Raw genomic sequence first — 25,384 nt, forward strand, 5'->3', positions numbered from 1 at the left:
CGCTAAAATGCTTGGTATTCTGTAATTCCATCAAGGGGTTTATTGTTTGATGAAATCCTCCTCTTTCTCAAAAGGAGGTTGAATCGTGTTGATTAATTAAATGGTTAAAACTTTTTCGCCACGCGCGATGCCTGAAACACCTGAGCGTACAACTTCCAAAATGGTGTTCTCTGCTAAAGCATCAATAAAACCATCAATTTTTTCAGTCGTACCCGCGATTTGAATGGTATACGTCGTTGGGGTGACATCAACAATTTGCGCACGGAAAATGTCCGCAGTTCGTTTGATTTCAGCACGCGCCGAGCCAAGTGATTTGACTTTAATCAACATCAACTCACGCTCAATGTGCGCACCTTCAGACAAATCAACCACTTTCACCACTTCAACCAATTTGTTGAGCTGTTTGGTGATTTGTTCAATTTTATGATCATCGCCATAAGTCGTTAATGTCAAACGAGATAAGGTCGGATCTTCCGTTGGCGCAACGTTTAAGGTCTCAATGTTATAACCACGTTGAGAAAATAAACCCACCAAACGAGAAAGCGCACCAGCTTCGTTTTCTACAAGTACAGAGATAATGTGTCTCATGACGTGCGCTCCCCTTTACCTAACCACATATCTTGCATTGACTGACCTGCAATAAGCATTGGATAAACATGCTCTGTACGATCAACCATCACATTAATAAATACACATTTATCATTGATCGCCATTGCTTCAGCAAGCTTCGACTCTAGCTCATCCGCATGGTCAATTTGAATACCAACATGACCATATGCTTCCATCAATTTAGGGAAGTCAGGCAATGAATCGATATAAGAACTTGAGTGACGTCCTTCATAGTTCATATCTTGCCACTGCTTCACCATCCCTAAAGCTTGGTTATTCAAGCAGAGGATTTTTACGTTTAGACCATATTGCTTACACGTCGAAAGCTCTTGGATACACATCTGAATCGATGCTTCACCCGTGATACACACTACTTGCTGATCGGGGAAAGCCAATTTCGCCGCCATCGCATAGGGTAAACCAACACCCATGGTACCTAGGCCACCTGAGTTAATCCATTGGCGTGGACGTTTATACTTGTAATAGTTCGCACCAAACATTTGATGCTGACCTACGTCAGAAGTAATGATCGCATCACCATTGGTGATTTTATCCAACGCTTCCACTACTTGTTGTGGTTTCATTACGCCGTTTGCACCAGACTCATAACGCATGCCATGAACTTTACGCCATTCATTGATTTGCGCCCACCAAGCAGCGATATCTTCAGGATTTGGTTTAGACACATTCATTTGTTTCAACTGTGTCAACATTTCTTGAAGGACAGGTTCTACCGCACCCACGATCGGGATATGCGCCATGATGGTTTTTGAAATCGTCGCAGGGTCGATATCAATATGAATCACTTTGGCATTTGGACAGAATTTTGCTGGATTATTGGTTACACGGTCATCGAAACGCGCGCCGATACACAAAATCACATCAGCATTGTGCATGGTCATATTGGCTTCATAAGTACCATGCATACCCAACATGCCAATAAACTGCGGATCATTGCCAGGAAAGGCACCAAGCCCCATCAAGGTATTGGTGACTGGGAAGCCCAAAATATGTGCCAGTTCGGTCAATTGTGCAGAAGCATTGCCTTGTACCACGCCACCGCCAGTATAAATCACAGGACGTTTAGCGTGAATCAACTCTTCAATCGCTTTACGAATTTGACCTGAGTGACCACGATGCGGCGGTTGATACGAACGCATCTTCACTTTTTCTGGGTATTCGTAAGCAAATTTCTCAGCAGGATTGGTTGCATCTTTTGGAATATCAACCACAACTGGACCTGGTCGACCTGAAGCTGCAATATAAAATGCCTTCTTAATAATCGAAGGAATTTCGCTGGCATGGCGCACTTGGAAACTATGTTTTACGATCGGACGAGAAATACCGACCATATCTGTTTCTTGAAATGCATCTTCACCAATTAAATGTGACGCAACCTGACCTGACAAAATCACCATTGGGATTGAGTCCATATAAGCCGTTGCAATTGGAGTCACAGTATTGGTTGCACCCGGACCTGAAGTCACGAGGACCACACCCGTCTTACCTGTTACGCGTGAGTAAGCATCGGCCATATGACCAGCAGCTTGTTCATGGCGCACGAGGTAATGATTGATTTTGTCTTGTTGAAAGAACGCGTCGTAGATATGTAAAACTGCGCCGCCTGGGTATCCAAATACATGTTCAACGCCTTCGTCCGCCAATGCGCGAACGAGCATTTCACCACCAGATAAAAGTTCCAACGTGATTCACCCTAATCTTTATCACTGCAATGGTGGAAGGCACCAGCAGTGTTTCATTCATTGATTGTCTGCACTGTTATAGCACACATATTTCTTAGTTTTCATAGCAATAGGAAAAAATTCTGATCTGTATGCTGTTTGAGCAATATGAGATCTAAAACGTGTTGGGATAAACACATTTTTTTACTTTGTTCACGGTCTCGGCTAGAAAGCGTGTCCATTGCATGAAATGACACTTTATCGAAGGGTGATCGAGTAAAGGCATATAAAACTAAAGACAGCATTTTTAGGAGTTTCGTGACTAAAGTCAAGTTTAAAAATTAGCTTTTTTTTGTTTATTTACAGAGCGTTTGTTTTTTATTCATCACGGACAAAGAAAACTGAGCTGCTTTTTCTTGGTTTTTTAGTGCAAAAACAAATAGATTTCTATTTCACTGAATTTATTAATAAAAAAACATAATAAAACCCATAAATAAGTTTAATAAGATATTCACCCAAATTTAAATCCAACATCTATCTCAGATTTTTTCAGTTTTAAATATAGATCAGCATTTATACATCAGGTTTTAGCATAACCTTCTTATTTTCATACTGTGCCATAACGCATATTTCACACTTTAAACTGAGGGTTTGACCTGCAAAATATTTCAAAAAACTCAGATGAAAAACGCATCAAACACTGCTTATTGCTCTCAAATTGGCATAAAATAACGACAACGATAAACCCGATAAAATCCAATGACTACGGATATAAAAAGGACAATGGTAGATGAGTATTCAGTTTGCAAAAATGGCAGCATGTTTGGTGGGGATGGGGCTTGCAATGAGCAGTACACAAAGCTTTGCCAAGACGTATTATAAGTGGGTTGATAGTCAAGGCTCGACACATTACACCACGACACCTCCACCCAAAACAGCAAAGAAAAAAGGCAAAGTCGATACCTATGGTTGGAAAAATTCGCCACAAGCTGCGTCATCGGAAGCACCTGCGCCGACCAATATGCCAAATACCGTACCAGCTCCTCCCAATGCTGTACCAAGTGCTGCGCCAGCAGTTCCAGCAGTTGATTTAGAAAATCAACGACGTGAAGCGAATGAAGCACTTGAACAAGGCCAACAAGTCCGCCCTGCGGTTTAATCATTCCGTACGGTTCCAGATTTATTTTCAGCTTGTTTAATTTCCTGCACAAAACATAGCGCAAAATTCACTTTTAGGTGCATTTTGCGCTATGCTGTGCAACAAACTTTTTAACCATTGTTCTACATACGTATATGACTACTCACATTGACCCTGAATATCAAGCGAGCGCGATTGAACCTACCGTCCAACAAGACTGGGAAGCTCGTAAAGCCTTTAAAGTTGCCGACTCTGTAGAAGGTCCACGTCGTTATATCCTCTCGATGTTCCCTTATCCAAGTGGCAAACTGCATATGGGTCATGTGCGTAACTACACCATTGGTGATGTCATCAGCCGTTTCCACCGCCTTAAAGGGGAAACTGTCCTGCAACCTATGGGTTGGGATGCTTTTGGTTTACCTGCTGAAAACGCGGCGATTGCACACCAAGTTGCACCTGCAAAATGGACCTTTGAAAACATCGCATATATGCGTGACCAATTAAAAAAACTAGGTCTATCAGTCGATTGGGATCGTGAATTTGCGACTTGCACCCCTGAATACTACCGCTGGGAACAGTGGTTGTTCGTGCAACTTTATAAAAAAGGCCTCATTTACCGTAAACTTTCAACAGTAAACTGGGATCCTGTGGATCAGACGGTACTGGCCAATGAACAAGTTGAAAATGGTCGTGGCTGGCGTTCAGGTGCATTGGTTGAAAAACGTGATATTCCAATGTATTACTTCCGCATTACCGACTATGCGCAAGAATTATTAGACGATTTAGATACCTTAAAAGACGGTTGGCCACAACAAGTCTTGACCATGCAACGTAACTGGATTGGTCGTTCACAAGGGATGGATATTACCTTCCCTTCTGCAAATCCTGACGTATATGCAGATGGCTTAACAGTATTTACGACACGTGCTGACACCTTAATGGGTGTGACTTATGTTGCAGTTGCAGCAGAACATCCAATGGCGCTGAAAGCTGCGGAAAATAATGCTGAACTTAAAGCATTTATTGAAGAATGCCGTATGGGTTCAGTAGCAGAAGCTGACCTAGCTACCGCTGAAAAGAAAGGCATGGCAACAGGTCTGTCTGTGAAGCATCCTGTCACTGGCGAAGAAATTCCTGTTTGGATTGCCAACTACGTGTTGATGTCTTATGGCTCTGGCGCAGTGATGGCTGTACCTGCACACGACGAACGTGATTTTGAATTTGCCAATAAATATGGCTTAACCATTAAACAAGTGATTGATGCTCAAGGTGCAGACGATGCAGACTTTGATGCTGCGCAATGGCAAGAATGGTACGGCTCTAAAGAAGGTAAATTGGTCAATTCAGCAGAATTTGACGGTTTAGACTTCCAAGCTGCTTATGATGCGTTCCTTGCGAAATTAGAACCAACAACTCTTGCAAGCACGAAAGTTCAGTTCCGTTTACGTGACTGGGGTGTATCGCGTCAGCGTTATTGGGGTTGCCCGATTCCAATGATCAACTGTGAAAAATGTGGTCAGGTTCCTGTACCTGAAGAGCAACTTCCAGTGGTCTTACCAACTGATGTCGTACCTGATGGCTCGGGTAACCCATTGAACAAGATGCCTGAGTTCTATCAAACCACTTGCCCAAGCTGTGGCGGCGAAGCACGTCGTGAAACCGATACTTTAGATACCTTTGTAGAGTCATCTTGGTACTATGCACGTTATGCATCTCCTAATTTTACTGATGGTTTAGTTAAGCCTGAAGCTGCTCAAACATGGCTTCCTGTAAACCAATACATCGGTGGTGTTGAACACGCGATTCTGCACTTACTTTATGCACGCTTTTTCCACAAATTGATGCGTGATGAAGGTGTAGTACAAGGCAATGAACCATTTACCAACCTGTTAACTCAAGGTATGGTCTTGGCAGACACTTATTACCGTGAAGCTGAATCAGGCAAGAAAACTTGGTTTAACCCTGCGGATATCGACCTCGAACGTGATGAAAAAGGTCGTATTCTATCTGCGAAATACCAAGGCGATGGTCAAGACGTGATTGTTGGCGGCCAAGAGAAAATGTCGAAATCGAAAAATAACGGTATCGACCCACAAGCCATTATTGATCAGTACGGTGCAGATACAGCACGTGTATTCATGATGTTTGCAGCGCCACCAGATCAATCACTTGAATGGTCTGATGCAGGTGTGGAAGGCGCAAACCGTTTCTTGAAACGTGTATGGCGTTTGGTTGCCAGCTTCCTTGAAAAAGGCAATGCAGCATTTGCAATTGATACTGCTCAACTGTCTACAGAAGCACAAGACTTACGTCGTAAAACGCATGAAACCATTCAAAAAGTGGGTGATGACATCGAACGCCGCCATGCCTTTAACACGGCTATTGCAGCAATGATGGAACTGTTAAATGCGAACAATAAGTTTGAAGCGAAAAATGATAATGATGTTGCGGTTGCTCGTGAATCGATTACGACGCTTTTAACTTTACTTGCGCCATTTGCACCACATTTAAGCCAGACTTTATTGGCTGAATTTGGACTGGACTTAACCTGCGTGTTGTTCCCGACTGTAGACGAATCTGCACTCACACGTAATACGCAAACGATTGTTGTTCAAGTGAATGGTAAACTGCGTGGCAAATTAGAAGTGTCTGTCGATACATCGAAAGATGAATTGCTTGCACTGGCTAAAGCATTGCCAGAAGTTCAACAATTCTTGACGGGTCAAACCAAGAAAGAAATTGTGGTGCCAAATAAATTAGTGAATTTGGTGGTTTAAAAAGCTTTAAAACGCCTTCTTAAGTTCCCTCTCCTTCAAGGAGAGGGCTAGGGAGAGGTAAATTCCCCTCATCCCTAAGGGAGAAGGAACTGAAAACGATAAACAAAACCCAAACAAAGCCCGTTGCCAGTCAACGGGCTTTGCACATACAATCACGACATATTATTTTTCTTTTATCAAAAAGAGCAAACAGAGGACAACACATGCATTTAGGCAAACGTTTGGCAGCTATTGTTTTAACTTGTGGCCTAAGTGCTGGCTTGGTCGGGTGTGGCTTTCATTTAAAAGGCACCAATCCAAGCGCAACACCGATTGCTTATTCAAAAATGAATTTGGTGCTTCCGAAGAACTCCGATGAATTGCATGAAAAATTGGCCATTTATTTAGGTGCGTCGGGTGTACAGCTGAGCAGTGGTTCAGATGCCTATGTGCTTCGCGTGCTAGATTATAAACCGCAGCGTTTAGAGTTGAACGGCAAACTGATTGAAGTGTTATTGCGCCTCAATGTCACCTTCCGTATTGAAGATGCCCAAGGCCGTCCAATCACTGAACCACGAACCGTAGTTGCAACGCGTAGTTATCAATACAACGTTGAAACCGTCAACACCGATGACCAAGAGAAATACTACTTAAATCAAGTCATCGTAGATGATGTCGCTCAGCAAATTGTGCGTCAGATTTCTTCGAACCGCCTACCACCAGCACAGCAGTAAGGTTTAACAATGAAACTTGACTATTTGCAGGCCCTAAAACGTGTCGATGAAGCTCGCGGCGCGTGGATTATGCAAGGTCAAGAACCATTGCTTGAGCAAAATTTACTGGATGCCTTTCGAGCAAGTTGGCAAAAGCAAGAGATTGAACGACAACGGCATGACATCAACAATGTCAATGACTGGAAAAATGTCTTTAATGCACTCAACAGCTTGTCCTTATTTTCAAGTCAGCTTGCCATTGAAGTTCATGGCAATATTAAGCCCGATGCTAACGCTTTAAAGTTGCTAAAAAGCTATATCCAAAGCAATGAACAGAACTTGCTTTTGGTGGTGATGCCAAAACAGGACAGCGCTAGCCTAAAAACGGGCTTTTTTCAAACGGTTGAAGCCAATGGTGTGCATGTTGCCCTGACCGCGAATTATCCGCGTGACCGTCAGCAGATTTTAAGCATTGAAGCAGATAAGCTTGGGGTTAAACTGAGTCAGGATGCATGGCAGTGGTTAGAACAACACCATGAACACAACTTACTCGCAGCTAAAAATAGCTTAATGCGTGTCAGCGACACCTTTGCCGAGGTTGAGCTGATTCAGATTGATCATTTACATGCCTGCTTACAAGATCAGTCCCGCTATAGTACTTTCGATTTAAGTGATGCTCTGCTCGAAGGCAATTTGGCGCAATCGATTAAAATTTACCAATACCTGATTGCCTCAGGTGAACCCCTCAGTCTGATTTTGTGGAGTATCAGTAAAGAAATGCGTTTATTCATGCAACTGTTTGAGCAACCGCAAAATGCACTGCAACTGGGGATTTGGAAGAATAAAGTCAGCGTCTATCAACAAGCATTACGTCGACTAAACCCGCAGTGCTTTTTAACGTGGCCCAGTCTCCTGCTTCGCATTGATGCTTCGATTAAAGGTTTGGGGCATGAAAATGCTGAACATGTCGTGATGCAAGCCATTGCAACGCTGTGTGGAAAGTCACTCTTTCCCGCTTAAATTACCGCAAAGAGTCTTTTTAAAATAATAATCATTTCTATTTGTTCAAAAAATTCACGATTTATCCGTATTTCGCTTTTATACTATCTGCAATTCTGTTTACTCCCTGATTCCAATGCAAAAAATAAAAGCTGTCAAAATGGTTATCGCGGTACTGTGTGTTGCCGTACTTGCTTATGTCGCGTGGACATATTTCAAACCAAAACAAGAACAACCACAATATATTAGCGAATCCGTCACTCGTGGTGATCTTGAAAATACGGTATTGGCGACAGGTACTTTAGATGCAACCAAACTGGTGAGTGTCGGCGCACAGGTCTCAGGTCAAGTACAGAAAATGTATGTGCAACTGGGCGATGAAGTTAAACAAGGTCAATTGATTGCGCAGATTGATTCAACCACCCAAGAAAACAGCTTTAAAACAGCAGAAGCCAATATTAAAAATTTGCAGGCGCAGCATCTACAACAAGAAGCCAGTCTTAATGAGGCGCAACTGGCATATAAGCGTCAACAACAAATGTATGCACAAGATGCTACATCAAAAGCCGAATTAGAATCGGCTGAGGCCAGCTATAAAACAGCACAAGCACAGATTAAAGCCATTGATGCACAGATTGAATCTGCAAAAGTAACCAAGTCGACCGCACAAACCAATATCGGTTATACCCGCATTGTGGCACCTACTGATGGTACTGTGGTGGCGATCGTGACTGAGGAAGGTCAAACTGTAAACGCCAATCAAAGTGCGCCGACTATTGTTAAAATTGCAAAATTGCAAAACATGACCATTAAGGCGCAGGTCAGTGAAGCGGACATCATGAAAGTTGAAAAAGGCCAACAGGTGTATTTCACCACTTTAGGTGATGACAGCAAGCGTTATGCTAGCCTACGTCAAGTTGAGCCCGCGCCAGACTCGATTACAGATGAAAGTACCACCAGCACATCAACCAGCACCGCAATTTACTACAATGCTCTATTTGATGTACCCAACCATGATGGCAAGCTACGTATTGATATGACTGCACAAGTCTACATCGTGCTCGATTCTGCAAAAAATGCGTTATTAGTCCCTTCTTCTGCAATTTCCACTCGTCCTGCAAATGCAAAGCGGAACAGCGGTTCAAATACGCAAGCAGCGTCATCGACACAAAGCAAATCGGACTCAGACCGACCTCAAGGTCCGCGACTTGAACGTCTAAATTTAAATGCAGCGCAACAACAATTGGTCAAAGAAGGTAAAGCTACGCTGAGCGTAGTCCGTGTCTTACAAGCGGATGGCTCAGCTCAACCCAAACAAATTTTGGTGGGTATCAATAACCGCGTCAATGCACAAGTGCTTGCAGGCTTAAAAGAAGGTGATCAAGTGGTGATCGCAGACAGTTCGGAGAATACTGCCGCTTCTGCCAATAGCAGCAACCGCCGTCGCAACAGTCCACCAATGGGAATGTAAGCATGACCAAAAAAGCCTTGCTTGAAGTCAGCAATTTGGTGCGAGAGTTTCCAGCTGGCGAAAGTACTGTCCAAATTCTCAAAGGCATTGACCTAACCATTTACGAAGGTGAATTGGTTGCCATTGTCGGTCAGTCGGGTTCAGGTAAATCGACCCTGATGAATATTTTAGGCTGTCTCGACCGCCCGACCTCTGGGAGTTATCAGGTCAATGGTCGCGAAACTGGCAAACTCGAACCGGATCAATTGGCCGAATTACGTCGTGAGTATTTTGGTTTTATTTTCCAGCGTTACCACCTTTTAGGCGACTTAACCGCAGAAGGTAATGTTGAAGTCCCTGCGGTTTATGCAGGGGCAACACCGTATGCACGTAAACAACGTGCCACTGCTTTACTGACAGAATTAGGGCTGGGCAATAAAACTCAAAACCGTCCAAGTCAACTTTCTGGGGGACAGCAACAACGTGTCTCGATTGCACGTGCCTTGATGAATGGCGGTGATGTCATTCTCGCTGACGAACCGACAGGTGCCCTAGACTCGCATAGTGGCGTGGAAGTGATGCGGATTTTGCGTGAGTTAAATGCCGCAGGCCATACCATTATTTTGGTCACTCATGATATGCAAGTGGCGAAAAATGCTTCGCGGATTATCGAGATCAGTGATGGGCAAATCATTGCAGACCGAGTCAATCAACCTGAGCATGACACTGAACTACACAGTGACCCTGATGCAGAAACTGCGATTTCTGCCCAGCAAGAAAAAAATAAAAGTGTTTCCGCATGGCGTTCCCTGCTCGACCGTTTAGGTGAAGCCTTTCGTATGGCACTTTTGTCCATGAATGCACACCGCATGCGAACATTTTTGACCATGCTCGGCATTATTATCGGGATTGCCTCCGTCGTGACAGTAGTGGCTTTAGGAAATGGATCACAACAACAGATTTTAAGTAACATCAGTAGTTTAGGAACTAACACCATTACGGTGTTCCAAGGGCGCGGTTTTGGTGATAACTCCAAAACGGCCAACTTTAAAACTCTTGTTCCTGCCGATGCTGAAGCGCTCGCCACCCAACCGTATGTGAGTGCGGTCAGTCCCATGGTGAGTTCATCTAAAACCATTCGCTATCAACAAAGTGAAGCCAATGCCACCATTAATGGTGTCGGTGGCGATTATTTCACAGTGAAAGGCCTGACCTTCAAAAATGGACAAACCTTTGACCAGCGAAGTGTCCGCGACCGCACCCAAGACGTGGTCATTGACACCAATACACAAAAACAGTTTTTTAGTGATGGTAGCAGTCCGATTGGGCAAGTTGTACTTTTGGGCAGTGTCCCTGCACGAATTATTGGTGTAGTCGAACCACAAACCAGTGCTATGGGTTCCGATGATACTTTGAATGTCTATATGCCCTACACCACGGTCATGAGTCGTATGCTCGGTCAAAGTAATGTGCGTAATATCGTGGTGCAAATCAACGATAAGTACTCCACCAGCGCGGCTGAAAACGCAATTGTGAACTTACTCACCTTGCGCCATGGTCAACAAGATGTGTTCACCATGAACAGCGATAGTATTCGCCAAACCATTGAAAAGACCACCAGTACCATGACCCTATTGGTTTCTGCAATTGCCGTGATTTCTTTGGTGGTAGGTGGTATCGGTGTAATGAATATTATGTTGGTCTCGGTCACCGAACGGACGCAAGAAATTGGGGTTCGGATGGCAGTGGGTGCACGTCAAAGTGATATTTTGCAGCAGTTCCTGATTGAAGCCATTTTAGTCTGCCTGATTGGTGGGGTTTTAGGCGTGTTGCTCTCACTTGGCTTAGGACAAATCATTCAAAAATTTGCTGGGGGCAATTTCGGGGTTGCTTACTCAACCACGTCTATTATCGCCGCATTTGTATGCTCGACGTTAATTGGTGTGGTGTTTGGTTTCTTGCCTGCCAAAAATGCAGCCAAACTCGACCCTGTTGCAGCACTTGCCAGAGAATAAGGAAAAAATATGCCTTTTTTATTAACGCGCCTTTGTACCGCGATGCTGCTTGGCAGCACTTTGGTTGGCTGTGCAGCTGTGGTTAAAACCCCTTATCAAGCACCAGCAGTACAGACGCCAACTCAGTTTCAATACGACAAAGCAACATCACAACAACGCCAACAAGCCTTGTATGCCGATCAATGGTGGACGTTATTTGGTGATGCACAACTCAATCAACTGGTCGATGCTGTGCTAGCAAAGAATGCCGATTTAGCCATTGCCGGGATGACCTTAAAACAAGCGCGCTTACAAGCAGAACTGGCTGAGAATCAACAAAAGCCACGAGTGAGCTCTACAGTATCTACAGGTCATCAGTTCGACTTAAATTCAGGCAATGACAGCTCAAGTGGCCTGTCTTTGGGTGCTGGCTTAAGTTATGAAGTCGATTTATTTGGTAAATTGGCTCGTCAAACTGAAGCAAAGAGATGGGAAGCACTAGCGACTGAGCAAGATTTACAAGCCACTGCTCAAAGCTTAATTGGCACCACGGCGAAATTATATTGGCAGTTGGCCTATTATAATGAAAGCCGTACAACTGCCGGGCAAAGCCTTGCGACCTCACAAAAACTCTACGATCTGGTTAAAGTTCAGTATCAAGCTGGGGCTGTATCAGGACTGGACTTAACTCAAGCTGAACAGTCAGTACAAAGTCAAAAAGCCAGTCTGAGTCAAATTCAGCAAAGTTTGGTCGAGACCCGTACCGCAATTGCCGTGTTACTGCATATGCCTGTACAGCAGTTGAATATTGATGAACCACAGCGTTTACCACGCTTAGCTTTGCCAAGTATTGCTGCGGGCTTACCTGCCGACATTTTGTCGCGCCGTCCAGACTTAAAAGCGGCTGAGCTGCGTTTACGTGAGAGTTTAGCGACCAAAGATGCCACCACGGCAAGCTATTATCCTTCGATCAGTTTGACTGGGAATCTTGGTTCAAGCAGCACCTCGCTCTCGCAACTGCTCAAGAACCCAGCCCTAACCTTAGGCGCAAGTTTAAGTCTGCCGTTCTTGCAATATAACGACATGAAACGTGACCTTGCGATTAGTCAATTGGACTATGAAAAAGCTATCGTGCAATATCGTCAGACTTTGTACCAAGCCTTTGCCGATGTGGAAAATGCCCTGTCTGCACGTACTGAACTCAGTCAACAAGTACAATTGCAACAGCGAAATTTGGAACTTGCTGAAAAAGTGGAACGTTTGACCCAAGTGCGTTATCGCTATGGTGCTGTGGCTTTAAAAACCTTATTGGATCAACAAGAAACCACGCGTACTGCGCGCTTAACCTTGGTCAATACCAAACAGAGTCAATACAACGCCTATGTGACGTTGATGCAAGCCTTGGGTGGAAGTCCTGTAAAAGAACTAGCAAAACAATAGTCCTAGCACTATTGTCTTGTTCTCTTATTCTTTCACCAGATCTGGATTATTCTGGATCTGGTGAATACGTTTAATATTGTCTTGATCATCAAAAACAACTTCATACGAAAGTTGCTGACCATCGAAATACATCTCGGCTGGAGAGCCAATCACTTCCCATAGACCAATCGAGGCAATATCCGCAGTCGTGTGCCATAACGTACGACTGATTCTGGCTGCTTTTGAGTAACCCTGTTGGAAGGTATAAATCTCTTTACGTTCTCCATTGACGGTTTCTGAAGTAACTGGTGCACCCAATTCAGAAATCACATAATTACGGTGTTTTCCAACCTCTAAAACTGTCAGATTCTTTTTATGCGGCTGGTTACTCGCCATCACTGCGGCACAACCTTGAAGTGAAAGAAGAGTGACTAATCCTAAAACAACAGTTATCTTTTTCACGCTTTTTCCCTACCCCGAAAGCTAAAAATTATATTTTTATCGACATTATCTTTAGAATTTTAATTCAACAAAAACTAGGATTTATTAGCATATAAAATATTCGATGACAAATAAATAATTATACTTTTTGATAAAACTTCAACTGATCAAACATCACGCAATGGAATATCAAGTCAAAACTCATAGAGTGATGTTGCTCATAGCTTTCGTCTTGACGTAAATATTACTGTTTTATACGCTGATTAAAATATAGCTACATCAAATAGAGTTCAAATTGATTATATGGCTTTTTATTTTGGTTATGCGGCAAGTCTGCCGTATAACTGTAGCAAGACTTATCGAATCCCACACGAAGATAGCAAGAGGAGCATGATTTGAAGCTAAAGATGCCATGTATAAAGTGTTTTGATCAAGATGGAATTCTAGAACCCGTATTCTCGTATCTAGAGATTGGCGACAGCAATATTCACGAAGCCACTTGCACTCGCGGACATACTACGTTCGTTGCTCTGACTCAGCATAAGCACGAAGTTTTATTTGAGATTGGAGCAATGGCGCTAGCTGATGGATATCCTAGAGAGGCAATCGCAACCATTGCAGCTGCGCTCGAGCGGTTCTATGAACTATGCGTTCGTGTCATCTGTGCGAGTCAAAAAATTCCCGACGAACAATTAAACGCAGCATGGCGCTTAGTTGATGCTGCATCAGAACGTCAGTTTGGCGCTTTCATGTTTTCTATGCTCCTGTGGTCAAACGAATCTCCAGAAGTGATTGACAATATGAAGCCAACATTTCCAAACACACCCAAAGGTAAAACGAAAACATGGAAAGAATTCCGAAATGCAGTCATCCACAAAGGACTGCTTCCTACTGAACATGTTGCGATAGAGTATTGCGAGCTAGTCTATGCACATATAAATCAACTCACGAAAAAACTAACGTCGGAGCATGAAGTGGAATGGCTAGCCCAAGCCCACAGGCAGGCAAAAGAAGCACAGCAAGAGAACTCAGAAAAAGAGCTAGTACTTTATAGTGTTCCAACCACTCTATTCTTGGCTCGCGGTACAAATGCACCTGATAGCTTTATGGAGGCATTGCAGCAATTAGGTGGCTACAGGGAGATTTATACCCGCTGAATGGTACTATCAACAAATGTAACTCAATGAAACAACATTAAAAAGCTGTACCTTCACACTCCAATTAAACTAGAGCATTCTAATTTGAATATCTCACAATCTTAAAAAACAAAGCCGCTATAAAAGCGGCTTTATCAAATGATTTAGATCAATCTAATCATTCATCGAGCATCAAGTCTGGGCTCATCCCCACAGTATTGAAACCTGCATCGACATACATGATTTCACCCGTAATACCATTTGCCCAAGGTGAGCAAAGGAATAATGCGGCATTACCTACATCTTCAATGGTCACATTACGTTTAAGTGGTGAAATTTTTTCGTTTACATCTAACATTTTGCGGAACGACTTAATACCTGATGCCGCCAAAGTACGGATTGGGCCTGCTGAAATCGCATTCACACGAATCCCTTCTGCACCCAAGCTAGAAGCCAAGTAACGTACGCCCGCTTCTAATGATGCCTTCGCCATACCCATCACGTTGTAGTTTGGCATCACACGCTCAGAACCTTGGTAAGTCAAGGTCAATAAGCAACCTTGACGAACTAAAAGTAATGGCTTCGCAGCACGCGCCATAGCAATGAAGCTATATGCACTGATGTCATGTGCCACTTTAAAACCATCACGATCCGTTACATCGGTAAAGTCACCATCCAAAGTATGCGCAGGCGCAAAACCAATCGAATGCACCACACCATCTAAACCATCCCAATGTTTTGCCAATTCAACAAAAGTTTGTTCAATTTCAGCATCGACAGCCACATCACATGGTAGAACAATCGTTGAGCCAAATTGTGCTGCAAATTCATCTACACGTTTTTTCAGTTTTTCATTTGGATAAGTAAACGCAAGTTCCGCGCCTTCACGGTGAAGTGCTTGAGCAATACCAAATGCGATTGATAATTTACTTGCAATACCTGCTACTAAAAAACGCTTTCCAGCCAATAGTCCTTGTGCCATGTGACTCTCACTCAAAATAATTTATCTGCATAATGCCAAGTTTAAGTTGAAACCGAAATTGCATAATGCGCCTTTTTTCAATTCATCAACATTCAATAATAAATACGCCCCAATGAAGGGGCGTATTTGTTAAAACCGTGGAACTTAGTCGTCACCACGCAGCATGCTGAGTAGACGTAGGAATGAATAGTACATCCACACCAGAGTCGCGAGTAGTGCAATACCACACAGCCACTCCATCGCTTTCGGAGCGTGTTGTGCCGCAGCACTTTCAATCAAATCAAAATCTAGAATTAAGTTCAGTGATGCAATCACTGCAACAAAAGCGGCAAAACCTAGACCTAATAAGTTATTTTCAAATAAAAATGGAATGCTTGAACCAAAAGCCAAACGCATAACCATTTGCACCACAAACACAATCGCGATGGCAATCGATGCCGACATTACTACCGATTTGAATTTTTCAGTGGCACGAATAATTTGAAAACGATACAAACCAAACATCACTAAAGTGGTGACAAAAGTTGCCAACAACGCTTGTAAAGGGACACCCGGATATTTCAATTGGAAAATAACCGACACCCCACCTAAAAAAGCACCTTCAAACAAGGCATACGGAATGGCAAGGGTACGTGCGGTATTTGGTTTAAAAGTTGCAATCAGGCCTAAAATTAGACCACCAATCGCACCGACTAAGGTTGCAGCATAGGCTAGCGAAATATTTAAGGTCATGAAACAGTATAAAAACAGTGCCATACCGACCACAGCTGCAATCACTGTAAGTAATACAGACTTCTGAATAGCACCTTGAACAGTCATTGGTTGACTATAGTCCGCATGTGTTTCCACGCGGTTCAAAATAGGGTTATTACTTTGCATAACTCAACTCTTTGTTATAATTTAATTAATTTACTTTATCATAAAGCGTGTTTTAAACTTGTATAGCAAAAAAGTGTTTCTTTTTTCTACACAAACACCCTCAGCTCTATTCTATTCGATTTCAATAAAAAAGAGGCTAGCGCCTCTTTCTTTACTACTTATTTATTCATAATAAAAAAGTATTCACGATAATACTTCAGTTCCGCAATCGAATCACGAATGTCATCCATCGCTAAGTGTGAAGCATTCTTTTTCAAGCCACTCATAATTTCTGGACGCCAGCGTTTAGCCAACTCTTTTACCGAAGACACGTCTAAATTACGGTAGTGGAAATACTGTTCCATTTCAGGCATTAAACGGTGTAAAAAACGGCGGTCTTGGCAGATTGAATTGCCACACATTGGTGAGCTTTTTGGATTGACCCATTTCTTTAGAAATTCTAAAGTTTGCTGCTCAGCATCTTGCGCAGTCAATTTACTGCGACGTACACGTTCAATTAAGCCTGATTGACCATGTTGGCGGGTGTTCCACTCATCCATTGCATTCAGCACACGGTCTGGCTGATGAACAGCAAGCACAGGCCCTTCAGCTAAAATATTTAAGTTATCATCCGTCACAATTGTAGCAACTTCAATAATTTGGTCATTATCAGTATCGAGACCTGTCATTTCAAGGTCAATCCAAATCAAACGCGTATCAGCGGTGCTGCTCATAAATGTGCAATCTTATTCGGCTTAAAAACGATGATAGTAGCAAATTAATTGCTTCGATGCTGTAACTGATACCCTGCTTCGTGCTATTTTTGCCATCTTGAATTCATGGTTTTTTAGGATATGAATGGCTTTAATTCGTAAACGTCGTTTAACTGAACAGCAACAACGTCGCATTCAGAAACAACAGCAAACACGTCAAGAAGATATCGACACTTCAAATGACTTAGAAGGCTTGGTGGTACAACACTACGGCCGTCAGCTTGAAGTGCAAGCCCTTACGACTCCAGATCCACATCCCATCAAACCGACGGTACAAGCAGGTGAACCTGAACCGTTTTGGAAACCAATTGAACTCGGCAGCATTTGGCGCTGTCATACACGCACCAACCTCGAACTACTGGTCACAGGTGATCGTGTCAAATGGCAAGCCGACCCAAATACGGGGCTCGGGATCATCAATGCCATACAGCCACGTCAGTCACTACTGACTCGTCCAGACCGTTATCATAAAGTAAAACCTGTCGCTGCCAATATCAGCCTGATTGTGATTGTATTTGCGCCACTGCCTGAGCCAGCACCAGGTCTGATTGACCGTTATTTGGTGGCCTGTGCCGATGCCAACATTCCAGCACTTTTAGTGCTGAACAAAACCGATTTGCTCAAAGACAATGACCCGATTTTAGCGTTGATTGCGGAATATCAAGCCTTAGGCTATGAAGTGATGCAAACCCAAGCCGATGGTGACTTAACAGCACTGACCCAGCGTTTAAAAAATGAAACTGTGGCCTTTGTCGGTCAGTCTGGCGTTGGTAAAAGTACGCTGATTAATGCCATCGTGCCTGACGCTGCACAAAAAACCAATGTGATTTCTGAAAACTCAGCCTTAGGGCAGCACACCACGACCTCTACCCGTTTGATTGGTTTTGGCGAAGGCGCCTCGCTGATTGACTCACCAGGAATTCGTGAGTTTGGTTTATGGCACTTAGATGCGGACAAAGTGCAACGTGGTTTTCCTGAAATTGAAAACTTGTTGGGCTACTGTCAGTTCCGTAACTGCACCCATAAACATGAAAAGCAATGCGCTTTACGCTTAGCTGCGGCAAATGGTGAAATTTTAACGCGCCGTTTAGACAGCTATTTACGTCTGATTGATGAAATTGCTGAAGCTCAGCAAAAAAATTAATTTTTATTCAACCTTAGCCCTTGAAGCGGTGATTTTGATCACCATATTTTATGAGCTATACTCTCTAGCAATTTTTGAATTGTAATTTAGGTGACTTGTGGAACGTTGGTTCGAGTTTATGGGGAATCACCCCTTCTTATTTGGAACACTTGCGGTATTGGTTGTTTTGTTTTTCGTACTAGAAGGACAACGCAATGGTCGCAAAATTTCACCACAATCTTTAGGTATTTTAGTGAAAGCTAAAAATGCCATGTTGATTGACTTACGTGATGCCAAAGATTTCCGTGAAGGTCATATCAGTGGAAGTCGCAACATTCCCTACAGCCAAATTACAAAACATGCTGAAGAGTTAAAAGCTGCAGATCGTCCACTCGTGTTCATCTGTAACTTAGGCCAAGTGGCAGGTACCGCTTTACAACAAGTTGCACATACTGACAGCTATCGTTTAGATGGCGGGATTAGCAACTGGAAGGCTCAAGGCTTACCACTGGTTAAAGCTAAATAATTCGCACAAGGAGAAACTCATGGCTCAAGTCACTATTTACTCAACGACTGTATGTCCATATTGCGTTCGCGCAAAGCAGCTCCTTGAGCGTAAAGGCGTCGAATATAAAGAAATTAATTTATCTAAAGAAGCGCCAGAAGTCCGCATTGAATTGATGCAACGCACCAATCACCGTACGGTTCCACAAATTTTTATTGATGACCAATTTATTGGTGGTTTTGATCAGCTTTATGCTTTAGAGCGTGAAGGCAAACTCGACCAACTATTGGCATAATTAGCTCAGCATATTAAGGATTAGAAAATGAGTGAAGCTCAACCACAACTTGCTTTAGAACGTATTTACACAAAAGATATTTCTTTTGAAGTCCCTGGGGCGCAAGTTTTTACCAAAGAATGGCAACCAGAGTTAAACATCAACTTGTCATCTTCTGCTGAAAAAGTTGATCCAACTCACTACGAAGTTTCACTTAAAGTGGTTGTACAAGCAAACAATGCAGGCGACACGGCGTTTATTGTCGATGTTACTCAAGCGGGTATTTTCCTTGTAGATGGTGTTGAAGAAGAACGTCTTCCGTACATCTTAGGTGCATATTGCCCGAACATTTTGTTCCCGTTCCTTCGTGAAGCGGTGAATGATATGGTAACTAAAGGCAGTTTCCCACAATTGTTACTTACACCAATTAACTTTGATGCTGAGTTCGAAGCAAATATGCAGCGTGCTCAAGCAGCCGCTGTTGAAGGTCAAGCTTAAAACTTTAAGCCCTTCAAACATAAAAAAGACCGCTTTTGCGGTCTTTTTTATTGTACTGGATTATTTAAACGCTTTATGGCCTTGCTGCTTAATGGCCTCAAACTTGGCTGAACTTTGTTTGGCTTCTGCAAGTTTCCCAGCATGTACCAAATGTTGAGCATGTTCAATTTCTTGGGTTAATGCATCAAACTTTTGTTCATATTGTTTCACTTTAACACTGTCTTTTGGTTGTTTCACCAAAGTATCAGGCTTGTTTTGCTTGGCAGTTGCCGCGGCTTTTTGCATTTCAGCTAATGCGGTATTCGCCTCTGTGGCAGTCTTGGCTTGAGTAAAAGCTTTTGAGTTTTTCGCCAAAGATTTCATCGCACCTTCTAGCACTTCCGACGCTTGTGCAAGTCCTGCCAAACATAAACCACTGCTCAACAGCACGACCTTTAATAATGTTTTCATTCTTATTCCTATGAGTTTGCAAAAAAAAATGCAGCCTAAGGCTGCATTGAATATCGCAAAAATGAAGACCGATGTAAATTAAAAATCATCATCACTTTCAGGGTCTCGATGTAAAGCATCGTGAATCGCTTCAACCAACTGTAAAGCAATTTCTTGTTTCGACGCTTTTTCCAAATCGCGCTTTTCCATTTTATAGCTTTCTGCAAAAAAGACCGTCATCGCATTTTCATCAGAAGCAAAACCAATATCAGGACGTGACACATCATTACAGGCAATCATATCGAGCTTTTTCGCGACCAATTTACCTGCGGCATATTCCTCGACATTGCGTGTTTCTGCTGCAAAACCCACCATGAATGGGCGTTTATCTTGCTGTGCAATGGTCGCCACAATATCAGGGTTTTTGATTAAAGAAACATTGAGCTCGTCCCCTGCTTTCTTAATCTTATGCTCTGCGACTTCTGCAACACGATAATCAGCAACAGCGGCTGTCGCGATAAACACATCACAGCCTTCATCTAACATTTGCATGCTGGTATCCAGCATTTTCATGGCAGATGAAACATTGATTCGGCGTACACCGTTCGGTGTGTCTAAGCTGACAGGACCTGCAATTAAAGTCACTTTGGCTCCTGCCGCATAACATGCAGCCGCAATGGCAAAGCCCATTTTTCCGGTACTGTGGTTGGAAATATAACGCACAGGATCAATCGCTTCACGCGTTGGCCCAGCAGTAATGGTGACTTTTTTACCCGCCAACATCCCAAATTTTTCAGCCATGGCACGCTGCGCTTTATGGAAGTATTCTGTCACTTGATGTGCCAAATCCTCAGGCTCAGGCATACGACCTAAACCGACATCACCACAAGCTTGCGCACCCGCATCTGGCATGATCACATGCACGCCATCTTCCACCAAAGTCGCTAAATTACGCTGCGTCGCTTTTGCTGCCCACATTTGTTGGTTCATGGCTGGTGCGACCCATACAGGGGCTTTGGTGGCTAAATATAAAGTAGAAAGCAGATCATCGGCTAAACCCACAGCAAACTTTGCAATGGTGTTGCAACTGGCAGGCGCAACCAAGAGTAAGTCTGCCCAACGTGCCAGCTCAATATGGCCCATGCCCGCTTCAGCTTCAGGGTCGAGAAGTTCTGTATGGACGGGGTTGCCCGACAAAGCTTGAAAAGTTAGCGGCGTAATAAAAGCCTGCGCACCTTCGGTCATCACCACACGGACTTGAAAACCCGCATCTTTTAAACGGCGAACCAAAATGGCACTTTTATAGGCAGCAATACCACCCGTAACAGCTAAAAGGATATTTTTATTTGGAATTACACTGAGATCAAAGCTCACGAACAGGCTACCTTTCTGTTGCAGTGGCGCTCACAATAGCATTAAATAGTCCCGTACCCAATCATCGATTGGGCCCTGTTTCTCAGATTAAGAATAAAAAAGTATAAATAATGCACTTATCCATAAAAAAATGGCCTGAACAAGAAAGGCCACGTGAACGCTTATTACAACAAGGGCCAGCCAGCCTCTCCGATGCAGAACTGTTGGCCATTTTCATCCGTTCGGGTTCAATGCAACATTCTGCGGTCGAATTGGCACGTCTTTTGTTGCAACATTTTGGTAGTCTGAATGCGGTTTTCGATGCTGAACTGCCCGAACTCAGCCAATTTCACGGCATTGGCCCGACCAAGTATTCACAATTAATGGCCGTCAAAGAATTGGGACGACGCTACAGTAGCCAGCAGCTCAAGCAACACAAGTTGGAACTCAATCATTCAGCTCAATTGCTCAAGTTTTTACAGTATGAATTTTCAGGCGAGAACCAAGAAGTCTTTGCGGTGCTCTGCTTGGATGCACATTTAAGAAAAATAAACTTTAAAAAATTGTTTTTTGGCGCAGTCAATTCTTGTGAAATATCGATCAATCAATTGCTACGTTACTGTATTGCTCAACACGCTACCTTTATCGTGATTGCACATAATCATCCACTTGGAAAAGCTCAACCTTCCGCGGCGGACATCGAACTGACCGAGCGCATTCTTCAAGCCAGTCAACTGCTCGATATTCAACTAATTGATCATTTCATTTTATCACCCGAAGGTGCTTTTTCTTTTGCTGAACACGGCCTGATCCAATCCGTTTAAATATGCAGACAAATGATTGACAAATACCGCGACAAATATGAAGATCAAGCAAAATTTTAAAAGAATTCTAATCACATGATTGTGCGTGATCAGCCCAGTATTTTTAAGGTGCTTTTTTCATGGCGTGGCACCATTCTTCCCAAAGTTTTACCCCCTTTGGGCGTGGTCATGTTGGTCTCCGCCATTATTGGCATTTTGTCCTATGTCGGCTATTTCCACTTCCCTGAACTGCCTTTGGTCGGCTTCACCCTCATTGGGGTCGTACTTTCTATTTTCCTCGGCTTTAAAAATAGTGCCTGCTATGACCGTTGGTGGGAAGCGCGGAAGTTATGGGGCATTTTAATTGCCAACTCACGTCACTTTGACCGTGACTGTCGTATCTTGACTCAAGGTCGTCGTGAACGTGTGATTCAACATGTCATTGTCTTTGCCAATGTCTTACGTGACCGTTTACGCCATCAAACAGCCAATCCAACAGAATTGGTGCAGACCAGTGGCTTAAGTCAAAATGCACTGACTCAGCTATATCAACAAGCCAATGCCCCGCAGTATACGCTCAGCTTGATTCAGTGGGAATTAATGCAGGCATTAAAAGAAGGTGAAATTAGCGACATTGTGTATGCACAGCTGAATCAGCATGTTGCTGACTTGAGTGTGGTGCAAACTGGTTGTGACCGTATTGCGACAACACCACTACCTTTTGCCTACTCGGTATTACTCAATCGTACGGTGTATTTTTTCTGTCTCATTTTACCGTTTAGCTTAGGCTCAACCTTGGGTATTTTCACCCCGCTATTGGTTGGTGTATTGGCCTATACTTTCTTAGGACTCGATGCTTTAAGCTCGGAAATTGAAGAACCTTTCGGAACGCAAAGTAATGACTTGCCGCTGGACTCGATGGTACGTACCATCGAAATTGAACTGCTTGGGACTTTAGGTAAACCGACCCCTCCACCCATTCAAGCACAAGACAATAACTTACTCTAATCTGGCTCACGCTTACCTTCTCTTAGGCTAGATAGCTCATGGAGAAGGTGGGAATGACCAGTACTCTTTAGATAAAACTTTCCCAAATCCCCACTTGTCCATCTTTGACTCTGGGAATATTGCCCAACTTAATCCACGGTATATTGTCGCCATGAAAGTCACTACCGACCGATACTTTTAAACCATGCTCCGCAATCATCCGATCCACCATTTGACGGGTAGATGTCGGTTCGACATTCGGCGGCAACTCAACTGCATCTCCACCAAACTGTGCAAATATTTCAATCAGATAACGAATGTTAGTAGCAGATAAGTCATATCGTGTCGGATGCGCCAATACGGCAAAACCACCACTGGCATGAATCACTTGAATGGTTTCTTCTAAACCCAGCCCATCAAATTTCACGTAGGCTTTCTTACCTTCCTTAATATATTTATCAAACGCTTGTTGCGCACGACTCACATACTTTTTTTCAACCAAGGTCTTGGCAATATGGGTTCGAGTCACACGATCAGGCATCTGTTCAACTTTCGCTAAAACATCGAGATAAATATCTTCACCAATCAGTGGGATCAACAAATCACAGATTTGTTTAGCACGTCGTGCACGGATTTGTTTTTGCTGTTCAAGGCATTTTTGCAGTGGTTCTAAGTCTTGCATATTCAATGCAACCACATGCACGCCATAGTTTTTCTGGGTTGAGGGTCTCGACCATTGACTCGAAATTTCTACCCCCGAAATAATACGCATTGCATGCGACTTTGCAGCCAACTCTGCCAACGCAAGACCATCCATGGTGTCATGGTCTGTCAAAGCCAAGGTATGAATGCCTTTTTCCGCAGCAGCATCAACCAATTGCTTCGGTGTGAAAGTACCATCAGAAATATTGCTGTGAGTATGTAAATCTACGCCTTCCATCACTTATACTAGCTATTTATTTGAACAGATTTAGATACTCTAACATGAAAGCACTTTTAGACTTTGTGCCGCTGATCATTTTCTTTTATTTATATAAAACTGTAGATCCTAAAAATACTGATCACCCATTGCTCCAATTGATTGGTTCTGCTGGGGGTGTCGATAATAATAATATTCTTGTAGCGACCACAGGTTTGATTATTTCAATGCTGGTGGTTTACGGCGCACTGTTCTTCATGCAAAAGTTCCGTTTAGACAAACAACAGTGGATTGTGTTGTTTATGACGGTTATTTTCGGCGGTGTCACCTTAATGCTGTCGGATGACTTTTACATCAAACTCAAAGCAGCCTTACTGAATATTATTTTCTCAGGCGCTTTCTTACTTTCTCCTTATTTTGGCAAAGAACGTAAACCGCTGATCAAACGCTTGTTCGGCCCAATCTTCAATTTAACCGACTCGGGTTGGATAAATTTAAACTTTGCATGGGCTGCTATGTTTGCCCTCATGTCTTTTTTACATGTATTTTTCGCATTTTTATTTATGGACGGAAAATATTGGGGAGAATTCACGGCTTTTGGTGACATGATCGTGATGTTTTCCTTTATCATTATTCAGTTTATTGTATTGCGTAAATACTTTAAATCTTCTGAAGAGTAATTTAGCCAGAACATACATCGAGAACTCATATGCCGCTATTCGTCGTCACATGTACCGATCAAGAAGGTACAGTCGAAAAACGTCTTGCTACACGTCCAGAACATCTTGCTCGTTTACAAAAGCTCAATGATGAAGGTCGTTTAATTGTTGCAGGAGCGATGCCGAAAGATCCAAGCAATCCGCAAGCAGGCTTTTACGGCAGTACAATCATTGTTGACTTTGACTCACGTGAAGCACTCGATGTCTGGTTACAGGAAGAGCCATTCTTAAAAGCAGGGGTTTATCGTCAGATTGATGTTAAACCATTTAATAAAGCATTCCCTCAAGGATAAGGTCATGCGCGTTGTTGTCACAAGCTTATTGGGCTTATCTCTTCTTTCTTCTATGGCGTGGGCCGTTGAAACCGCTCCTGCCCCGAGTGTAGCCTCTGCTGTACCAGCAACGACTGCCGCACCTGTTCTGGTGCAAGGCAGTACGACTCAACCGAAAATCATTCCAGCGGTGGCCACAGTTAGCCCAACAGGTCAACCGCAAGAAGCCAAACCACTCACCGCTGAACAACTTGCCAAAAACAAAGCATTGCAAGATGCCAAAGTCAAAGCACTGGTCAAAGACCAAGCTTCACGTCTTGCACAATTGGAAAAAGCCAATCTCGATGCTTTGGCGCAAAACCAAGAGCTACAACTCAAAAATGATAGCCTCGGTGTACAAGTTCAGGTCTTACAAAGCGAACGTAGTGCGCAAATGTTCCTCTACGGTGCGGCAACCATCGCTGTTGGTGTATTACTGGGCTTCTTAATTGCCAGTTACGTTTATACCAAACGTCGTCGTCAGTGGTAAGCTAAGCCCTATTGAAAACAATA

General features: G+C 43.2%; 26 protein-coding genes. 17 read left to right on the plus strand and 9 right to left on the minus strand.

Going from position 1 to position 25,384, the window contains the following annotated elements; translation table 11 throughout:
- Positions 1-96: 96 nt before the first annotated feature.
- Together ilvN and KVY11_RS13500 are read right to left on the minus strand one after the other, a co-directional pair.
- On the minus strand, positions 97-588 hold the full coding sequence (ilvN, locus tag KVY11_RS13495) for an acetolactate synthase small subunit (RefSeq protein ID WP_004697653.1): 492 nt from the start codon (positions 586-588) through the stop codon (positions 97-99).
- Positions 585-2,312 (minus strand): acetolactate synthase 3 large subunit, encoded by a 1,728-nt coding sequence (locus KVY11_RS13500; RefSeq protein ID WP_035327125.1) that lies wholly within the window; start codon positions 2,310-2,312, stop codon positions 585-587. The genes ilvN and KVY11_RS13500 overlap by 4 nt, the downstream gene beginning before the upstream one ends.
- A gap of 769 nt (positions 2,313-3,081) precedes the next feature.
- Here KVY11_RS13500 and KVY11_RS13505 point away from each other — a divergent pair.
- The 7 genes from KVY11_RS13505 (at position 3,082) to KVY11_RS13535 (ending at position 12,781) form a co-directional block, all read left to right on the plus strand.
- Positions 3,082-3,450: a DUF4124 domain-containing protein gene (locus tag KVY11_RS13505; RefSeq protein ID WP_218289248.1), complete on the plus strand. Its 369-nt coding sequence runs from the start codon at positions 3,082-3,084 to the stop codon at positions 3,448-3,450.
- A 134-nt stretch (positions 3,451-3,584) separates the two neighbouring features.
- Positions 3,585-6,206, plus strand: a complete 2,622-nt coding sequence (gene leuS, locus KVY11_RS13510) for a leucine--tRNA ligase (protein ID WP_218289249.1) — start codon at positions 3,585-3,587, stop codon at positions 6,204-6,206.
- A 203-nt stretch (positions 6,207-6,409) separates the two neighbouring features.
- Positions 6,410-6,919: an LPS assembly lipoprotein LptE gene (gene lptE / locus KVY11_RS13515; protein ID WP_010327541.1), complete on the plus strand. Its 510-nt coding sequence runs from the start codon at positions 6,410-6,412 to the stop codon at positions 6,917-6,919.
- 9 nt (positions 6,920-6,928) lie between these two features.
- Positions 6,929-7,918, plus strand: coding sequence for a DNA polymerase III subunit delta (gene holA, locus KVY11_RS13520; RefSeq protein ID WP_218289250.1), 990 nt, complete (start codon positions 6,929-6,931; stop codon positions 7,916-7,918).
- A 115-nt stretch (positions 7,919-8,033) separates the two neighbouring features.
- A complete protein-coding gene (locus tag KVY11_RS13525; protein WP_218289251.1) occupies positions 8,034-9,368 on the plus strand; it encodes a MacA family efflux pump subunit in 1,335 nt (444 codons plus the stop codon).
- A 2-nt stretch (positions 9,369-9,370) separates the two neighbouring features.
- Positions 9,371-11,362 (plus strand): MacB family efflux pump subunit, encoded by a 1,992-nt coding sequence (locus KVY11_RS13530; RefSeq protein ID WP_058870313.1) that lies wholly within the window; start codon positions 9,371-9,373, stop codon positions 11,360-11,362.
- 9 nt (positions 11,363-11,371) lie between these two features.
- Positions 11,372-12,781 carry an efflux transporter outer membrane subunit gene (locus KVY11_RS13535; protein WP_218289252.1) on the plus strand — a complete coding sequence of 470 codons (1,410 nt, stop codon included), beginning with the start codon at positions 11,372-11,374 and terminating at the stop codon, positions 12,779-12,781.
- A 24-nt stretch (positions 12,782-12,805) separates the two neighbouring features.
- On the opposite strand, the gene KVY11_RS13540 is transcribed toward KVY11_RS13535, so the two are convergent.
- Positions 12,806-13,222, minus strand: a complete 417-nt coding sequence (locus KVY11_RS13540) for a hypothetical protein (protein WP_218289253.1) — start codon at positions 13,220-13,222, stop codon at positions 12,806-12,808.
- A 374-nt stretch (positions 13,223-13,596) separates the two neighbouring features.
- Between KVY11_RS13540 and KVY11_RS13545 the strand changes: the two genes are divergently transcribed.
- On the plus strand, positions 13,597-14,358 hold the full coding sequence (locus KVY11_RS13545; protein ID WP_218289254.1) for a hypothetical protein: 762 nt from the start codon (positions 13,597-13,599) through the stop codon (positions 14,356-14,358).
- Between the two features lie 157 nt (positions 14,359-14,515).
- Here KVY11_RS13545 and KVY11_RS13550 read toward each other — a convergent pair whose 3' ends face one another.
- The 3 genes from KVY11_RS13550 to orn all read right to left on the minus strand — a co-directional run bounded on the left by KVY11_RS13550 (position 14,516) and on the right by orn (position 16,911).
- Positions 14,516-15,319, minus strand: coding sequence for an enoyl-ACP reductase (locus KVY11_RS13550; RefSeq protein WP_004983469.1), 804 nt, complete (start codon positions 15,317-15,319; stop codon positions 14,516-14,518).
- A 144-nt stretch (positions 15,320-15,463) separates the two neighbouring features.
- Complete coding sequence (locus tag KVY11_RS13555) at positions 15,464-16,198, minus strand: Bax inhibitor-1/YccA family protein (RefSeq protein ID WP_004697636.1); 735 nt, start codon at positions 16,196-16,198, stop codon at positions 15,464-15,466.
- A 158-nt stretch (positions 16,199-16,356) separates the two neighbouring features.
- The gene (gene orn, locus KVY11_RS13560; RefSeq protein WP_004697635.1) at positions 16,357-16,911 is read right to left on the minus strand and encodes an oligoribonuclease; all 555 of its coding nucleotides are present in this window, start codon (positions 16,909-16,911) and stop codon (positions 16,357-16,359) included.
- Positions 16,912-17,035: 124 nt separating this feature from the next.
- On the opposite strand from orn, the gene rsgA reads away from it, so the two are divergent.
- The 4 genes from rsgA (at position 17,036) to secB (ending at position 19,350) form a co-directional block, all read left to right on the plus strand.
- Positions 17,036-18,094 carry a ribosome small subunit-dependent GTPase A gene (rsgA, locus tag KVY11_RS13565; RefSeq protein WP_004983468.1) on the plus strand — a complete coding sequence of 353 codons (1,059 nt, stop codon included), beginning with the start codon at positions 17,036-17,038 and terminating at the stop codon, positions 18,092-18,094.
- 97 nt (positions 18,095-18,191) lie between these two features.
- Positions 18,192-18,599, plus strand: coding sequence for a rhodanese-like domain-containing protein (locus KVY11_RS13570; protein WP_004697633.1), 408 nt, complete (start codon positions 18,192-18,194; stop codon positions 18,597-18,599).
- Positions 18,600-18,618: 19 nt separating this feature from the next.
- Entirely contained in the window at positions 18,619-18,873 is a 255-nt protein-coding gene (grxC, locus tag KVY11_RS13575) for a glutaredoxin 3 (RefSeq protein ID WP_004697632.1), read from the plus strand.
- 27 nt (positions 18,874-18,900) lie between these two features.
- Positions 18,901-19,350: a protein-export chaperone SecB gene (secB, locus tag KVY11_RS13580; protein ID WP_004697631.1), complete on the plus strand. Its 450-nt coding sequence runs from the start codon at positions 18,901-18,903 to the stop codon at positions 19,348-19,350.
- 60 nt (positions 19,351-19,410) lie between these two features.
- On the opposite strand, the gene KVY11_RS13585 is transcribed toward secB, so the two are convergent.
- Both KVY11_RS13585 and coaBC read right to left on the minus strand, forming a co-directional pair.
- Entirely contained in the window at positions 19,411-19,800 is a 390-nt protein-coding gene (locus KVY11_RS13585) for a cytochrome b562 (protein WP_218289255.1), read from the minus strand.
- A 78-nt stretch (positions 19,801-19,878) separates the two neighbouring features.
- Positions 19,879-21,153: a bifunctional phosphopantothenoylcysteine decarboxylase/phosphopantothenate--cysteine ligase CoaBC gene (gene coaBC, locus KVY11_RS13590; RefSeq protein ID WP_218289256.1), complete on the minus strand. Its 1,275-nt coding sequence runs from the start codon at positions 21,151-21,153 to the stop codon at positions 19,879-19,881.
- A gap of 110 nt (positions 21,154-21,263) precedes the next feature.
- On the opposite strand from coaBC, the gene radC reads away from it, so the two are divergent.
- Both radC and KVY11_RS13600 read left to right on the plus strand, forming a co-directional pair.
- Positions 21,264-21,956 carry a DNA repair protein RadC gene (gene radC, locus KVY11_RS13595; RefSeq protein ID WP_218289257.1) on the plus strand — a complete coding sequence of 231 codons (693 nt, stop codon included), beginning with the start codon at positions 21,264-21,266 and terminating at the stop codon, positions 21,954-21,956.
- 75 nt (positions 21,957-22,031) lie between these two features.
- Entirely contained in the window at positions 22,032-22,943 is a 912-nt protein-coding gene (locus KVY11_RS13600; RefSeq protein ID WP_004697627.1) for a bestrophin family protein, read from the plus strand.
- Between the two features lie 67 nt (positions 22,944-23,010).
- On the opposite strand, the gene KVY11_RS13605 is transcribed toward KVY11_RS13600, so the two are convergent.
- A complete protein-coding gene (locus KVY11_RS13605) occupies positions 23,011-23,862 on the minus strand; it encodes a PHP domain-containing protein (RefSeq protein WP_218289258.1) in 852 nt (283 codons plus the stop codon).
- A 44-nt stretch (positions 23,863-23,906) separates the two neighbouring features.
- On the opposite strand from KVY11_RS13605, the gene KVY11_RS13610 reads away from it, so the two are divergent.
- The 3 genes from KVY11_RS13610 to KVY11_RS13620 are packed head-to-tail and all read left to right on the plus strand — an operon-like array spanning position 23,907 to position 25,361.
- Positions 23,907-24,521, plus strand: a complete 615-nt coding sequence (locus KVY11_RS13610; protein ID WP_004697624.1) for a septation protein IspZ — start codon at positions 23,907-23,909, stop codon at positions 24,519-24,521.
- A 29-nt stretch (positions 24,522-24,550) separates the two neighbouring features.
- Entirely contained in the window at positions 24,551-24,853 is a 303-nt protein-coding gene (locus KVY11_RS13615; RefSeq protein ID WP_004697623.1) for a YciI family protein, read from the plus strand.
- 4 nt (positions 24,854-24,857) lie between these two features.
- The gene (locus tag KVY11_RS13620; protein WP_004983442.1) at positions 24,858-25,361 is read left to right on the plus strand and encodes a hypothetical protein; all 504 of its coding nucleotides are present in this window, start codon (positions 24,858-24,860) and stop codon (positions 25,359-25,361) included.
- Positions 25,362-25,384: the final 23 nt, after the last annotated feature.

It is taken from the genome of Acinetobacter sp. CWB-G5 (assembly GCF_019209785.1).
GTDB lineage: Bacteria > Pseudomonadota > Gammaproteobacteria > Pseudomonadales > Moraxellaceae > Acinetobacter > Acinetobacter johnsonii.

Bases quoted from the DNA above. Each gene is read 5' to 3' on its own strand.
- KVY11_RS13620 (WP_004983442.1), top strand. From the start codon at position 24,858: ATGCGCGTTGTTGTCACAAGCTTATTGGGCTTATCTCTTCTTTCTTCT.
- secB (WP_004697631.1), top strand. From the start codon at position 18,901: ATGAGTGAAGCTCAACCACAACTTGCTTTAGAACGTATTTACACAAAA.
- KVY11_RS13550 (WP_004983469.1), bottom strand. From the start codon at position 15,319: ATGGCACAAGGACTATTGGCTGGAAAGCGTTTTTTAGTAGCAGGTATT.
- KVY11_RS13525 (WP_218289251.1), top strand. From the start codon at position 8,034: ATGCAAAAAATAAAAGCTGTCAAAATGGTTATCGCGGTACTGTGTGTT.
- grxC (WP_004697632.1), top strand. From the start codon at position 18,619: ATGGCTCAAGTCACTATTTACTCAACGACTGTATGTCCATATTGCGTT.
- KVY11_RS13535 (WP_218289252.1), top strand. From the start codon at position 11,372: ATGCCTTTTTTATTAACGCGCCTTTGTACCGCGATGCTGCTTGGCAGC.
- lptE (WP_010327541.1), top strand. From the start codon at position 6,410: ATGCATTTAGGCAAACGTTTGGCAGCTATTGTTTTAACTTGTGGCCTA.
- leuS (WP_218289249.1), top strand. From the start codon at position 3,585: ATGACTACTCACATTGACCCTGAATATCAAGCGAGCGCGATTGAACCT.
- KVY11_RS13585 (WP_218289255.1), bottom strand. From the start codon at position 19,800: ATGAAAACATTATTAAAGGTCGTGCTGTTGAGCAGTGGTTTATGTTTG.
- KVY11_RS13600 (WP_004697627.1), top strand. From the start codon at position 22,032: ATGATTGTGCGTGATCAGCCCAGTATTTTTAAGGTGCTTTTTTCATGG.
- rsgA (WP_004983468.1), top strand. From the start codon at position 17,036: ATGGCTTTAATTCGTAAACGTCGTTTAACTGAACAGCAACAACGTCGC.
- radC (WP_218289257.1), top strand. From the start codon at position 21,264: ATGCACTTATCCATAAAAAAATGGCCTGAACAAGAAAGGCCACGTGAA.
- KVY11_RS13555 (WP_004697636.1), bottom strand. From the start codon at position 16,198: ATGCAAAGTAATAACCCTATTTTGAACCGCGTGGAAACACATGCGGAC.
- orn (WP_004697635.1), bottom strand. From the start codon at position 16,911: ATGAGCAGCACCGCTGATACGCGTTTGATTTGGATTGACCTTGAAATG.
- KVY11_RS13530 (WP_058870313.1), top strand. From the start codon at position 9,371: ATGACCAAAAAAGCCTTGCTTGAAGTCAGCAATTTGGTGCGAGAGTTT.
- KVY11_RS13605 (WP_218289258.1), bottom strand. From the start codon at position 23,862: ATGGAAGGCGTAGATTTACATACTCACAGCAATATTTCTGATGGTACT.
- ilvN (WP_004697653.1), bottom strand. From the start codon at position 588: ATGAGACACATTATCTCTGTACTTGTAGAAAACGAAGCTGGTGCGCTT.
- KVY11_RS13505 (WP_218289248.1), top strand. From the start codon at position 3,082: ATGAGTATTCAGTTTGCAAAAATGGCAGCATGTTTGGTGGGGATGGGG.
- KVY11_RS13615 (WP_004697623.1), top strand. From the start codon at position 24,551: ATGCCGCTATTCGTCGTCACATGTACCGATCAAGAAGGTACAGTCGAA.
- KVY11_RS13610 (WP_004697624.1), top strand. From the start codon at position 23,907: ATGAAAGCACTTTTAGACTTTGTGCCGCTGATCATTTTCTTTTATTTA.
- holA (WP_218289250.1), top strand. From the start codon at position 6,929: ATGAAACTTGACTATTTGCAGGCCCTAAAACGTGTCGATGAAGCTCGC.